Here is a 14,506-nt window from a genome sequence, read left to right as displayed (position 1 = left end):
TTTTGTGAGCAGTAGTAAATGTCCGCGCTTAATCAAACTCCAGCGCTACCGGAATGTTTTCCAATGCCTCCTCTGCTACCGTTTTAGCTGAAGGTTTTTCCAGACGAACTTTTGCAACCTGGCCCAGGGCACTATCAAAACGGGCAGAAAACTCTGCAGATATATTTTTTTCCTGAAGTGCTTGACCAATAACATATTCGGTAGCGCGATTACGCAAAGCGGGTTTGAATACCTTGGCTACAGCGGTTAGGGGGATTTCATCAATGATCTCTATCCGCTTGGGTATCGCTGCACGTTCAGTAATCTGGGTGCGGCAGTAGTCGATAAGCTGCTCTTCCGTGGGAGAATTTTCGGACGGATATAGAGTGACATAGGCCACCGGAACCTCACCGGCATAGGCATCGGGCTGGCCAACGGCAACGGCCATAGCCACGGCGGGGTGACGGCTTAGCGGTTCTTCAATCAAGGCTGGATCTATATTGTGGCCGCCACGAATGATTAAATCCTTGGCTCGCCCGGTCAGATAAAGATTGCCATCGCCATCGACATATCCCATATCGCCAGTATTAAACCAACTGTGGTCAACCCAAGCCTTGGCGTTATCCTCTTCGGAGAGATAGCCTGAAAAAATATGTGGCCCTCGTGCAAGTACAATACCGACTTCACCGGTGTTACAGGTTCTCACTAGCCGGTTTCCATCCACTTCGGCAATTTTCATTTCCATATAGGGGAGGCGGCGGCCGACGCTGCCCTCGGGTGCTTGCATATCTGTTGGGGGGCGGGCCAGCAGGCAGCTGGACTCTGTCATGCCATAGCCGTTACTTACCGTCACATTGAATTTTTCCTCAAACGCACTCTTAAGCGCTGCGGGTAAAGGCGAGGCCCCGCAGCCAACATCTGTCAGGCAGCTGATGTCATTGTCGCCCACAGGGATTTGCATCAAGATGCCGAGAATAGTGGGCACGGCGCCAAAGCCCTGTACACGGAAGCGGGCGACATGATGCCACCAGTTGGGGAGCACATTGGGGGAGCGAAAACCTGAGGGGGTCATTATAACAATCGTGCGGCCGGCGAGCAGAGTGCCTATGCCGGCGACCACAGTGCCGAAAATGTGAAACAGAGGAAGGCCACTGAGGGTAGCAAATCGCCCCTTACTGGATGTCGTGTCCACACTCAGCTGTGCGACAAACGCAATATTGCTGTGGGTCAGGCGTGCAATTTTAGGCCGCCCGGTTGTTCCTCCGGTGTGGAAGTAACTGGCAATTTCATCGCCTTGAATAGTTCTCCCACTAATTAAATGGTCATTTGGCTGTTGGGCAATAGCCAATACAAAATTCTCTACCTTAATGCCGGAAGGTATGGATAGGGTGCTAACCGGTTTTTTACTGATTAGCAGCAGTGCCTTCAAGGTTGGAACCTGCTTAATGACCTGCGCAACCTTTTCCCAAATCTCCTCACTGAGATCCTGCCCAAGGCTGACTAATACCTTGGCTTTGGTGGCATTCATGATCTCGGCGATATGCTCCGGTTCCAGCAACGGATTGATAGGGCTGGCGATTCCCGCGGCTTGTCCACCCCAGAGTGCAAAATGTGTTTCAGGAAGGTTGGGTAATAGTAATGAAACGGTATCTGTCGAATTAACTCCGAGAGAATGGAGTAGATTGGCGGTTTGGTGAACTTTTTCGGATAGCTGCGAGTAGCTCACAGTCACACTTTCTTCATCTGGTACAGCGGTGGGAAGAAATTCGATGGCTGCATCTTGTTGGTAAAGACGGGCGGCCTGCCGAATTAAATCGTAGGTGTTTTCCCAGGGATAACGTTGTAACAAAGGTACTTTTTCATATTCCTGGATTTCTGCAAGAGATTGCAGCATGGGACTGCCAGTGGAAGTGGACGTGATAGACATGGGGGCTTCTCTCACTATGGTTATTATGTTGGTGACAATATCAAAAGTGAAAAGAGCATTCCACTCTGCGGAATTCAATGGTAATGTTTTGTGCGTCGAGTAGTTATTTAAAAGCTAATTGGTGGGAATTGGCGGATAAATATTTACACCAGCTATATATAAATGCCACTAAGTAGAAAGTTGCGTCAATAGAGTTGGCTCGATAATTGAGGACCTACTTGCGTGAGTCGGAAAAAGTCAAAATAGCGATGCTCAGATATCAATATCAGCCTGAAATTGTTTGTAGATAGGTTTACTTAAGACAAAGAGTGGAGCTCGCCGAGCCAGATCGAAAGTGAATTTATTCCGCTTGTATAAGGGAACTTCCGAATTTAGTACATGTTGATTGTGCAAGTTGGTGAAGGAAGTTAGCTGAAAAATCTCTGCCAATTGCACCCATATAAACAGGAGCAAGCGAATGAATATAGATTTTTCCCCCGAAGAATTAGCTTTTCAGCAGGAAGTTAAGCAATTCCTGCAAGAGAAGCTTCCGGCGGATATCAGTGAGAGGACTCTGGATGAAATTCCCCTGGGAAAAGAGGACTATGAACGCTGGCAAAAGATCCTGTACGAACAGGGTTGGGCTGCGACTAACTGGCCAGTTGAATATGGGGGTACCGGTTGGACGCCAACACAAAAATACATATGGGCCAATGAGTGTGCCAACTTCGGCGCGCCAGATGTAATTCCTTTCGGCTTTAAAATGGTTGCACCGGTTATCTTCACTTATGGTAGTGAAGAGCAAAAACAGCGGTTTTTACCAGATATTTTGGCAAGTAATGTTTGGTGGTGCCAAGGGTATTCGGAGCCAAATGCGGGCTCTGATTTGGCGTCGTTAAAAACCACAGCAGTGCGAGACGGTGATGAGTATATCGTTAATGGCACCAAAACCTGGACTACTCTGGGACACTGGGCCGATTGGATTTTCTGCCTGGTTCGTACCGGAGGCCCCGAAGTCAAAAACCAGGCCGCAATTACTTTCCTATTAATTGAAATGAACCACCCGGGCATTACTGTATCGCCCATTATGACTTTGGGCGGTCATCATGAAGTGAATGAAGTACATTTTGATAATGTACGGGTACCAGTGGCCAACCGTATTGGAGAGGAAGGTCACGGCTGGACCTATGCCAAGGTACTGTTGACCCATGAACGCACGGGCATTGCACGGGTTGCCACTTCCAAAAAACGTTTACAGACTTTAAAAAAGCTGGCAGGTGATACTTGTGATGGTGACGTCAGCCTCCTGGAAAATCCAGCCTTTGCGCAAAAGCTCGCAGAAGTTGAAATAGATCTTTTAGCTTTGGAGTTTACTGAGCTAAGAGCACTTGCGGCAGTGAGTACCGGTAATGCACCGGGGCCGGAATCCTCCATTTTAAAAATTAAAGGAACTGAAATCGCCCAACTTATTGATGAACTTTACATGGAAACTGCGGGTTACTACGGAATGCCATTTGTCCGGGAACAATTTAAAAGCAGATTTGATGGCGAGCATGTAGGCCCTGGAGTTATTACCAGCAGTGTGCCCCGTTACTTAAATAACCGTAAATCCTCGATTTATGGTGGCAGTAACGAAATTCAGAAAAATATTATCAGCAAGTGGGTACTTGGCCTGTAAACGCGACGTTTAATGAGGATTGGAACGATGGATTTTTCCTATAGTGAAGAGCAGCAGATGCTACAAAGTAGTGTGAGCAAATTTATTCAACAGGATTATGACTTTGATCGTCGCAGTAAGTTAATAGACAGTGATACTGGGTTTAGTGAAGATAACTGGAAGTTATTTGCTGAGCTGGGCTGGCTAATGGTTCCATTTAATGCAGAAGACGGTGGTTTGGGTGGCTCTGCTGTTGATCTGATGGTAGTGATGGAAGAGTTTGGTCGTGGCCTGGTAGTGGAACCCTTCCTGGCCAGTGCAGTTTTAAGTGGTGGACTAATAGCAAGCGGTGCCAATGAGGCGCAGAAGCGAGAGCTAATTAGCTTGTTGATGGAAGGCCAGTTGCAGCTGGCATTTGCATTTGCTGAGCCCCAGAGCCGTTTCAATCTGTCTGATATTGCCACTAAAGCTATAAGGAGAGGAGACAGCTACGTAGTGAATGGCCACAAAGCCGTTGTTTTGAACGGCTCAGCCGCAGATAAACTATTGGTGGCAGTACGTACTGGCGGCGGCCAACATGATTGTGAAGGTATCACTTTATTATTGATAGATGCCAACTCTGAGGGTATTCATCGCCAGGGATATGCCACTGTGGATGGGCACCGTGCGGCTGAGGTAAAGTTTAATAACGTGATGGTCCCTGTGGCAAACCGAGTTGGGGAAGAGGGAGCAGCTTTACCTGTAATCGAACAGACAATTGACCGGGCCACACTGGCGCTGTGTGCCGAGGCAGTAGGGGCCATGGAGAAAATTTATAAAAAGACCGTGGAATATACAAAGACCCGGGAGCAGTTTGGCGTTCCCATTGGTAAGTTCCAGGCCTTGCAACACCGGATGGTGGATATGTTTACCGAATATGAACAGGCCCGCTCTATTCTATTAATGGCAGCGTTACAGTTGGATGTGAATAATGGCGTTGCCCCTAAGGCAATTTCTGCAGCAAAAAGCCGCATTGGAAAAGCTGCCCGGTTAGTAGGCCAGGAAGCAATTCAGTTACATGGCGGTATAGGGGTTACAGAGGAGTTGGATGTGAGCCATTATTTTAAACGCTTAACCACAATCCAGTATTTCTTCGGTAGTACAGATTATCATACTCGCCGATTTGCCGGGCACTAGCGAGGCAGGCAACCGTGAGGTGATGAGTTATCCCCCAGGTTGGTCGCATTGCGCTACTAACCTGGGGTTAAGCTATCTAGTAGCGGATCAGCATGGCCTCTATATTGCCGACCATATTTTTCAATAAGGGGGCGACTTCTTCTTCCAGGAATTCTGGACTCAGGCGGTAAGCAGGTCCGCCCGCATTAAATGTATAAATGCGCCCCTGGCTTAATTGTAGGGGGACAGCAATACCATTAACATCGCGGTTCCAGTCGCCAAAGGAGCTACAAAAGCCGCGCTGCTTATAGCTTGCTACCGCTTCTTCAATTCCAACCTTGATTTTAGGCCAGCGCTCGCTATTTCTTTTCTCCAGGTGCCCATAAAAGTACTCGCGCTCCTCTTGAGGTAGCGCTGCCAGGAAAGCCCTTCCTGAACCACTGGTAGCTAAAGAAACACGGTTACCTATTTCGTAGCGAAAAGTCGTAACATTAGCGGCTGCACAAAACTCGACAAATATCATGTCGAGCCGATCACGGTCAGACAGCCCTACAGCAGTTCCTGTGGAGTTTGCAAGGTCTTGCATTAGGGGTTTGGCAACCTGCCGAATAGCCAGATTGGAGACGAAAGAGTAACCCAGCGCTAGTACGCCGCTACCTAATTGGTACTTTTCCAGTCGGTCTGAGTAGGTCAAATAGCCTAATTTTGTCAGAGTATAGGTTAACCGTGAAATACTGGAGCGAGGCAAGCCTGTGCGTTGGGCGATTTCAAGGTTACCCAGAAAGCCATCACCGGGCTGAAATGCCCGCAGAACATCCAGTCCTCGGGCGAGGGCTTCAATAAACTTGCGATCGGGTTCTGCGCTTTTCTTTCTTGGGAGATCACTCAGCGGAGCCATGGTCTTAAATCCTGCTTCTATAATAGCAAGTATACAAATTTTACTCCTGGATCTGAAGTTAGATACTTAGCCTTAAAGAGAAATTTAGGCCTGTGAAGGGTGTTTGGAAAATAATGAGCAGTAACGTAAATTGTGGTTGTACTTGGGGGGCAACTGTGAGTCCCGGGCAAGAGTGTTCTTTAAAGCAGATATGGTTTAATTGTATTTTTTGCGGAATACCTATACATACATTCTATTTATCGTATTTTGCATAGTTGCTGCTTGTTTCAAAGATGAAATTAGTGTTTGAATCCGTTGCCAGTGAACTTTTCCAGGTTTGAGCTCATTTAAAAAAGAATTTTAGATATGATAATAAGGCTTCTCATTAGTATCACAATGGCTTTGATTGTCGTTAGTAACTGTTATGCCATAGATGATAATGTTGGAAAAGAAATAAAATCAGCTCTGGAAGAGCTGTCTAATAGCAACCGCTTAATTGGCTCACATTTTGTTGCGGTAGTTGATAAGAACGGGCTTGATTTCTTTTATGCCTATTCTGAAGGTGGCCCTCAAGTTACAGAGAGCACGCCTTTCTTAATCGCAAGTCACACAAAGTCTTTTACCAGTACTTTGATGGCTATCCTGCATAACTCGGGCAAGTTAGATTTAGATAAACCCATATCATCTTATAAGCTCCAACTGGGGCTTGAGGGAAAAGTTGACACCAATAAAATCAGTGTTAGGGATTTACTTACCCATACGTCTGGATTTACAAGTGTTCAACATACCTTTAAGTCAGCTTTTTTAGGTTATTTCGGTCCAGAGGAGCTGGTACATTCATTAAGTGAAAATCTACTTATAGCGCCAGATTACAACTTTAGGTATTCAAATACGGGCCCGATAGTCGCCTCGATGATTGCAGAGAATGTCACTGGAAAAGCTTGGGGAGAGCTTATAGAGAAGTATATAACTAAGCCTCTGGATATGAATTCGACTACGAATAAGGTATCCAAAGTGGATAATTTTCTTCCATCTATTATCACCTCCAGTGATGGTAATATCTTCACTTCAGGACATTTCAAGTCTGATCAAACGATGCACCCCTCAGGAGGCTTGGTTTCTACTGTAAGTGATTTGGCGACATGGCTTCAGGTAAATATAAGTAAAGATAGGTCAAATGTATCTAAGATTAATATTTTTGATGAGCTTCATGAAAAGCAGGTAGATCAATCAAAAACCTATTTCACCTATAAGAGAACAGGCTACACCTTGGGGTGGGATCTGGCAGAGTATAATGAAGAGACTCTTTTAACTCGGTTTGGAAATTATGGTGGATATAGCATCCATGTATCATTTATACCAAAAAGAGAGATAGGTGTAATTGCATTTACCAATCAGGATGCGGCTTATATGTTACCCCATGTAATAGCTAATTATACTTATAACTCAATTTTAAATAAAGCAAATAGAGATACGCTGTTTGAGCAGGAGATGAATCGACTGAAGAAATCTGTTCGAGGCGAGCTATTGGAAGCGCCAGATCCTGCCTTGGTTGTGAGCGCCGAAAATTTCCCAAGAAACTTGCTTGGTATCTATGTGAATAGTAATGGCTGGCCGGAGCAAAAACTCTATATTGAGGGTGATAAAATAATGGTTAGTTGGGGAGGACTCAGTGGACCATTGCTAAAAACTGGGGACGTATATAAGGTGCATTTAGGAGCGCTCCAAAGAGATCTTTCATTTCATTTTCAGGGTAAGGGCGTTGTAATGTCTCAGAATGGATCAGTCAAGTTTATTAAAATATAAGCTGGGTGCTAAAGAGGTGTTCCATGAAAGAAAATACAGATTTTTTTGTCAGTAAATCCTTGGCCTCCTGGGATGAGGCTGGGCCTGTTCACTGGGAATTCAGCAAGCGGCTACTTGAGAAAGTCTCCGAGTCTAATTTTAATGCCTTAGAACAAGACTTTGATGGCATGTTGGATGAGTTTGATCTTTCCGGAAAGTCAGTGGTTCAAATTTGCTGCAATAATGCGAAAGATTTAATCTCCATCAAAAAGAAAGGTGCCGGGCTCTGTGTGGGGATTGATGGATCCCAAGCTTTTGTCGATCAAGCTCGGCTTTTGGTAAATGCCTCAAGGTGTTCGGATGTAGAAATCGTATGTTCTAACATCTATGAGTTGCCTGATGAGTATATCGGCCGTTTTGACTTTGCGGTTATCACCATTGGCGTACTGAACTGGATGCCGGACCTGAAGCGGTTTATGAGTATCTGTGCTTCGCTGCTGAAGCCGGGTGGTTATCTTTTAATGGAAGAAATACATCCGGTTCTAAATATGTATGAGGAAGGTAATCCCTCACACATTGCCATGTCTTATTTCAATCGCGAGCCGCAAAAGGATGATCAAGGTTTGGGCTATTTGGATGGTAGAAAATATCAGGCTAAAGAAAATTATAATTTTCATCACACCTTGTCAGATATTTTGATGGCGGCAATTGAAAGTAATCTATCTCTACAGAAGTTTGTTGAACTCGGGAAGAATGTGGGTAATTGGTGTGGAGATTTGGAAAGCTCTAAATGTGTTCCGCCAATGGCAATGCTGGCTTGTTGGAAAAAGGACTTATAGATTTTGACGTTCACCAAGGTCCTAAGCTATAGAGCCAGTAGAAATAGGCTAAGAAAAGAGGCCTGCCATTAAAGTTGAGTCTTAAATTCCTTAATTTTCGTATTTACACGAACAATATTTCTTCCGGCGGTGAGAACTCAATGTTTTAGCGGGCGTGCCACTGTTGTCTACTTGATGTTCTGTAGATTTCTTGGGCAGCAGCACCCGTATTGAGATCGCCTAACTTACTTTATTGAGAGGCTAAATGAGCCACATTGGCTAATTATTCGAATGATTTATAAGTTCAAATGAAATCACTTAATAAATCGTTATCAAGATAAAGTATACTCTTTATGTCCATGGTGGCGCCGGTAGTCCAAAGGGGGAGGTTGTCGCACAAATCACTCACTTAGCCGCAGTTTCAGACTGCTGAGACGGTAGAATTGGCCGGCATAGGCCAAGAGAGGGTAGAATCCCGCTCTTAAAACTATTAAAAGACCCTTTTTTACGAGGAGATAGCAAATGCGTCAGACAATGATCGCACTAGCCGTAGCCGCATCCCTGGCGGTTGTGGGCGGTTGTGGTGAAAAGGCAAAACAGGCTGAGGTAGCTAAAGACACTGTGAAAGCCGAAGAGTCCATGGCTGTAACTCCAGAGCACGCCAGTAACATGCTGCTGGCAGAGTGGACTGGTCCCTTTGGTGGTGTACCTGCGTTTGACAAGATGAAGCTGGAAGATCTCAAGCCCGCAATTGAAAAAGGTATTGAGATAAGCCTTACCGAGCTAGGTGCGATCGCTTCAGATTCCGCTGAACCAACCTTTGCTAACACCATTGTGCCGATGGAGCGCAGTGGCGCCGAGCTAAGCCGCGCAACGGCTTACTATGGAATCTGGGCTGCGAATATGTCTTCACCAGAGTTCCGCAAAGTTCAGCAAGAGCTGGCACCGATCTGGGCTGATTACGAGTCCAAAATTTATCAGAACAAAGACTTGTTTAAGCGCATCAAGGCGATCTACGATCAGCGCAACGCGATGGACCTGGATGCTGAACAGAAGCGTGTGGTTGAGCTGATCTATACCCAGTTCTCTACCAATGGTGCCACCCTGGAAGGTAAGGCCAAGGAGCGCTATGCGGAAATCAACAAGCGCCTGGCTGAACTTTATACCAAGTTCTCCAACAATGTACTGGCAGATGAGGAAGGCTACGATATCTTCCTGAGCAAAGATCAGTTGAGCGGCCTGCCGGAATCCTTCGTTGCAGCGGCGGCAGCACTGGCGGAAGAGAAGGGCGAGAAGGGTAAGTACGCAATAACCAATTCCCGCTCCTCTATGGATCCATTCCTGACTTACTCCGATGATCGCGAGCTGCGCAAGCAAGTATGGACCAACTACTACAGCCGTGGGGACAATGGCGATGAGCACGATAACAACGCCATCATCGCTGAAATCCTGAAGCTGCGTGATGAGCGCGTAGGCCTGCAGGGCTTCGATAACTACGCTGAATGGCGCCTGCAAGACCGTATGGCTAAAAATCCTGAGCGGGCCATGGACCTGATGGAAGCGGTATGGCCCGCAGCAGTTGCCCGCGTAAAAGAAGAAGTAGCTGATATGCAGGCGGTGGCGGATGCCGAGAAAGCCAATATCACTATTGAGCCCTGGGACTACCGTTACTACGCCGAGAAGGTTCGCAAGGCCAAGTACGACTTGAACTCCGATGAAGTGAAGCAGTACCTGCAGCTAGATAACCTGCGTGAAGCTATGTTCTACGTAGCTGGTGAGTTGTTCAACTTCAAATTCACCCCGGTGAAAGAAGGTTCCGTACCGGTATTCCACGAAGATGTTAAAGTCTGGGAAGTCACTGACAAGACCAGTGGCGACCATATCGGCCTCTGGTACCTGGACCCATTTGCCCGTGCTGGCAAGCGTTCCGGTGCCTGGGCAACCATGTATCGTGACCACTCCACCTTTGATGGCAAGAAGAACGTCTTGTCTTCTAACAACTCCAACTTTATCAAGGGCGCGCCGGGTGAGCCTGTGCTGGTGAGCTGGGACGATGCCGAGACCTTCTTCCACGAGTTTGGCCACGCACTGCACTTCCTTGCTTCCAACGTGACTTACCCGACCCTGAACAGCGGTGTTCGCGACTACACCGAGTTCCAATCCCAGCTGCTGGAGCGTTGGTTGTCTACCGATGCGGTTATCGATAACTATCTGGTGCACTACAAGACTGGTGAGCCTATTCCTGCGGATCTGGTGAAGAAGATTAAGAAAGCCGCCAAGTTCAACTCTGGTTTTGCCACTACTGAGTACTTGGCCTCTGCGCTGATTGATATGAAGTTCCACACTGCTGATCCAGAGGGTATCGACCCAGATAAGTTTGAGCGTGAAACTCTGGATAAGCTGGGCATGCCGAAAGAGCTGGTCATGCGTCACCGCACCCCGCACTTTGGCCATATCTTCTCTGGTGAAGGTTATGCAGCTAGCTACTATGGTTACATGTGGGCCGACGTGCTGACTTCCGACGCCTCTGAGGCCTTCTCCGAGTCTAAAGGTGGCTTCTACGACAAAGAGGTAGCAGCCAAGTTGGTGAAACACCTGTTTGCACCGCGTAATGCTGTAGACCCCGCTGATGCTTATCGTGCTTTCCGTGGTCGTGATGCCAATATCGAAGCGTTGATGCGCGATCGTGGCTTCCCGATCCCGGAGAAGAAAGAGAGTGCGGTTGCCTCCAAGAACTAGTTTATTGATTTAATAAATTGTTCATGAAAAAGCCGCATCTTTGGATGCGGCTTTTTTTGTTTAAGTGGTCTTTGAGTTAAGAAGTGCTCGAGAATAAAAAAATACATTCACCATATGTTTGCGGCGTATGCAATCTGCATTGTAAAAATTTTCTATTCAGTATTGGTCTCGTGATCCCCTCTTTGGCTGGTTAGTAGATACCCAGAAGTTATTTCTAGGACGAATTTTCAATACTGGGCAAGGTCTTCATTTCTAAAAGTAAGTCCCTAGCTATATCTGCTGCCAAGTATTTTTAGCGGAATCAGATAGCTGGTTCTTATGTTCCATTTCTGATTGGTCGTTGTTTTTTTGTTTTGTTATTTGTTAAAAAAATTTAATTAAAAATATTAGGTCGCTCGTTGAAGTATTCTTCTCTTTTTCTGCCTTTGTGCTTATAAATTAGCAATAAATATCCTATCGACCTTAAATTTCAACGGCTGTATTCTTGCCCGCGGCGACATGCCCATTGGTATTTTATTATTTTGACTTATATCAATTGGTTTTGTCGTCTTTCAAAATCTTAAACACCAGATTAGGTTACAAATCCGTGAATTTTCAGAGAAGGAACATGAAAATGAAAAAGTTAACCGGTGCAGTGCTGGGGGTTACCACAGGCTTGGCCTTATTAAGTCAATTGACACTGGCATCAAGCCAGGCAGTGGCTAATAGCATTCCAAGCTTTACCGAGAATGAATTTGCACAACTGGAAGAGCAATTCTCCTCAAGGAAGGTGATGGTTGATGGCAAACTCTATCAGTTAACTGGGGATATGCTGGAGCTGGTTCCACAGGAATCCGGGCAGGTCAGTATAATGTCAGCCTTTGAGTTGTCAGCAAATAAGTGGCCTGAAGGTGTTGTCTATTATGATTTTCATGAAGACGTAACAGAAGAAAACCGCCAGCGATTCGTTGATGCTACCAAGGTCTGGGAAGAGGTCGCAGATTTACATTTTAAATTGCGCAAAGACCAAACCAATTATATCTACGTGCGAAATGGCAGTGAAAATCGATCTATGGTTGGAATGTCTGGTGGCGGGCAGTTTTTCAGTATGAAAGACTGGAGTATGAAATATATTATTGTTCATGAGCTGGGTCATGCCATCGGCATGAGACATGAGCAGCAGCGTTCTGATCGGGATCAATATGTGATGATCCTGGAAGACAATATAAAGCCAGCGTATATCTACAATTTTGATGTTCGCCAATCACACAACTACAGCGAATACGACTTCCTGTCAGTCATGCACTATCCCTCCCGCGCATATAGTGCTAATGGGGGTGCGACAATTGTCCCCAAAAAAGGCTATGAGAAATATGATGGCATTGTAGGACAGCGCGTTGACCTCGGAGCTGGTGATCAGGTAGGGGCGGCTTCTCACTATGGTACTGTGAATATCAACATTCCTGATCCGGCATTTAAATCTTATTTGCTTGCTTACTTTGATGCCGATAATAATGGTGAAATAAGTAGTTTAGAGGCGGCGAAGGTTGAGAAAATTCATACTCCTGGAAACGGTGAAATTCAATCTTTGCAAGGTATACATCTTTTTCGATATCTAAAACATCTTACTGTTGCTAGTGAAAATCTAACCGAGATTCCTGAGTTACCCAAGCGCTTGGAGTCTATGAATTTCTCTGGCAACCATTTGGATTCCGTTCAATTTGAGTGGGTAATGGATAAGCCTTTCCTAAAAGAGGTAGATTTCACCAATAATTTATTGGATGTTTATTCCTGTGAAATGCTCACTTTTATCAATGGTGTGATCGAGGGCGGTAATATTCAATACAGCCCGGTTAAGGGTGGTGAAACATTTATTTGTGATGAAGAGGCGGAGCGAACACTTATTTCTGGCAAACCAAGGGTCGACTTACGGGGGAAAGATGGCAAGCTATTTCACATTGATGTCCCTGAAAATGCTCAAAAACTGACTATTCAAACAGAAGAGTCGGAAATAGGCGGTGAGATGAATGTATATGTGGCTCATAACCGCCTACCCGATACCACAGATTTTGACTACAAGTCTGAAAATGCCGGTAATATCGAAAACATACAGATCATCTCGCCTCAGTCAGGCCGTTGGCATGTATTGCTCACACCGGTAGAGCGTTCATTTGAAGGCGTGGATCTAACCGCGACTCTGGATTTGGGAGGTGAGCCTGGCAACCAGCTAGTCAACCTTCAGGAAATAGGTGGGTTGGCTGCCAGCAAGGGGGAGGCCTTGTATTTCACCATGAACGTTCCCCAAAATGCTAAAGATCTACAGTTTGCCATGAATGGCGGCAGTGGTGATGCAGATCTCTATGTGCGTTTTGGTGAGAAGCCAACGGAATCTGTCTACGACTACCGCCCCTATTTAGGTGGTAATGACGAAACTGCTTCAATTGCTAATCCCAAAGCCGGTGAGTGGCATATTATTCTATTGGGTTATGCGGATTTTGAGCAAGTCTCTTTAATGGGTTCCTTCAAAACGTCTACCCCAGAAGAGTTCCTCGTAGCTGGTGAGACCATCGCCGACTTGGGTGGCAAAGCGGGTGATGCGCTCACTTTTAAAATTCAAGTGCCAGAGGGTGTAGCCAAACTCTCTATTGCCACCGGACCTTCATTTATCGCTTCTCTTGGTGATGCAGATTTGTATATAAAGTACGGTGAGGAGGCTTCTGTGAGCAACTCGGATTTCACTTCAGAAAACTGGACCAGTCATGAGTCTATAAATGTGAGTGCGCCTCAAGCAGGCGTCTGGTATGTCACCGTTTATGGCTACACTGATTTTGAAAATCTCTGGTTAAGTGTTGATTATTAACGGCTAGGTAATTTATTTATTTTGGGTGATGGGTTGATTTAAATTTAAATCAACCCATTGCCTGCTTTGCTTTTAAAAAATTGATCAATTGCAATATTTTGTGTGTGTGCTTGATTCAGTGAAAGCGACTTAGGGAAGGTTGGGTCATACTTTATTGGCGATATTGGTTGAAACTACTTAGGGCTTCATCCTAGGAGGGGTTAAAGCTCAGTTGATCTCTCACTTCCATAAGTGCAAAGCCCATAAGGTTAAGGCCTGCCCAGGTTCTTGGGTCTTGTATTGTCGAGCTATCCTGCGCTTGACCTACCCCCCAAATTTTATCAACGGGGCTAGCCTCCACCAGGATCCTATCCTTTGTATTGAGCAGAAATCTCTTCAGGTCATTATTTTGGGAAAACTTAGCAAGGTTACCATTAACGACAATCTCAAATCGTTTTTTTATCCAGATATCATGGTTAAAACCAACAACCTGCCGGCCTAATTCCTTGGCTTTACCTGGGTGGTCTGAGGTTAGAATCTTCTCACAGGCTTTATGGTCCTTAAAAAGTTTGGCCTTGTGATACATCATGTAGTGCTCAGCGGTAATAAAATGATACCCATCTTCCTCGAATTTGGTGTCATACCACTGGCTAAGACAGCTCTTTGAGATCTGGTTATCTATTTCTTGATGCCCCCAAAAAAAGACATAATTAACTGTATTTCCGTTATCTACGAAGTCGATAAGTTGATCTCTTGACCTTATATTCATTTT

At 45.6% G+C, this 14,506-nt stretch carries 9 protein-coding genes; 6 read left to right on the top strand and 3 right to left on the bottom strand.

Annotated features, from left to right (window positions below; genetic code table 11):
- Positions 1 to 28 precede the first annotated feature (28 nt).
- Positions 29 to 1,906 carry an acyl-CoA synthetase gene (locus ACJJIV_RS02735; protein ID WP_444890673.1) on the bottom strand — a complete coding sequence of 626 codons (1,878 nt, stop codon included), beginning with the start codon at positions 1,904 to 1,906 and terminating at the stop codon, positions 29 to 31.
- Between the two features lie 457 nt (positions 1,907 to 2,363).
- On the opposite strand from ACJJIV_RS02735, the gene ACJJIV_RS02730 reads away from it, so the two are divergent.
- Together ACJJIV_RS02730 and ACJJIV_RS02725 are read left to right on the top strand one after the other, a co-directional pair.
- A complete protein-coding gene (locus ACJJIV_RS02730; RefSeq protein WP_444888676.1) occupies positions 2,364 to 3,563 on the top strand; it encodes an acyl-CoA dehydrogenase family protein in 1,200 nt (399 codons plus the stop codon).
- 27 nt (positions 3,564 to 3,590) lie between these two features.
- Positions 3,591 to 4,718, top strand: coding sequence for an acyl-CoA dehydrogenase family protein (locus ACJJIV_RS02725; RefSeq protein WP_444888677.1), 1,128 nt, complete (start codon positions 3,591 to 3,593; stop codon positions 4,716 to 4,718).
- Between the two features lie 76 nt (positions 4,719 to 4,794).
- Here the strand turns inward: ACJJIV_RS02725 and ACJJIV_RS02720 are convergent, their stop codons facing one another.
- Positions 4,795 to 5,595 (bottom strand): IclR family transcriptional regulator, encoded by an 801-nt coding sequence (locus ACJJIV_RS02720; RefSeq protein ID WP_444885339.1) that lies wholly within the window; start codon positions 5,593 to 5,595, stop codon positions 4,795 to 4,797.
- Between the two features lie 375 nt (positions 5,596 to 5,970).
- On the opposite strand from ACJJIV_RS02720, the gene ACJJIV_RS02715 reads away from it, so the two are divergent.
- The 4 genes from ACJJIV_RS02715 (at position 5,971) to ACJJIV_RS02700 (ending at position 13,755) form a co-directional block, all read left to right on the top strand.
- On the top strand, positions 5,971 to 7,380 hold the full coding sequence (locus ACJJIV_RS02715; protein WP_444888679.1) for a serine hydrolase domain-containing protein: 1,410 nt from the start codon (positions 5,971 to 5,973) through the stop codon (positions 7,378 to 7,380).
- Between the two features lie 23 nt (positions 7,381 to 7,403).
- Entirely contained in the window at positions 7,404 to 8,198 is a 795-nt protein-coding gene (locus tag ACJJIV_RS02710) for a class I SAM-dependent methyltransferase (protein WP_444888680.1), read from the top strand.
- A 501-nt stretch (positions 8,199 to 8,699) separates the two neighbouring features.
- On the top strand, positions 8,700 to 10,916 hold the full coding sequence (locus ACJJIV_RS02705) for a M3 family metallopeptidase (protein ID WP_444890672.1): 2,217 nt from the start codon (positions 8,700 to 8,702) through the stop codon (positions 10,914 to 10,916).
- Positions 10,917 to 11,529: 613 nt separating this feature from the next.
- On the top strand, positions 11,530 to 13,755 hold the full coding sequence (locus ACJJIV_RS02700) for a M12 family metallopeptidase (RefSeq protein WP_444890671.1): 2,226 nt from the start codon (positions 11,530 to 11,532) through the stop codon (positions 13,753 to 13,755).
- A gap of 190 nt (positions 13,756 to 13,945) precedes the next feature.
- Here the strand turns inward: ACJJIV_RS02700 and ybiA are convergent, their stop codons facing one another.
- Positions 13,946 to 14,503: a riboflavin biosynthesis intermediates N-glycosidase gene (gene ybiA / locus ACJJIV_RS02695; RefSeq protein WP_444890670.1), complete on the bottom strand. Its 558-nt coding sequence runs from the start codon at positions 14,501 to 14,503 to the stop codon at positions 13,946 to 13,948.
- Positions 14,504 to 14,506: the final 3 nt, after the last annotated feature.

This window comes from Microbulbifer mixtoriginis (SeqCode), from assembly GCF_052466765.1.
This window is presented reverse-complemented; position numbering and strand designations above follow the sequence as displayed.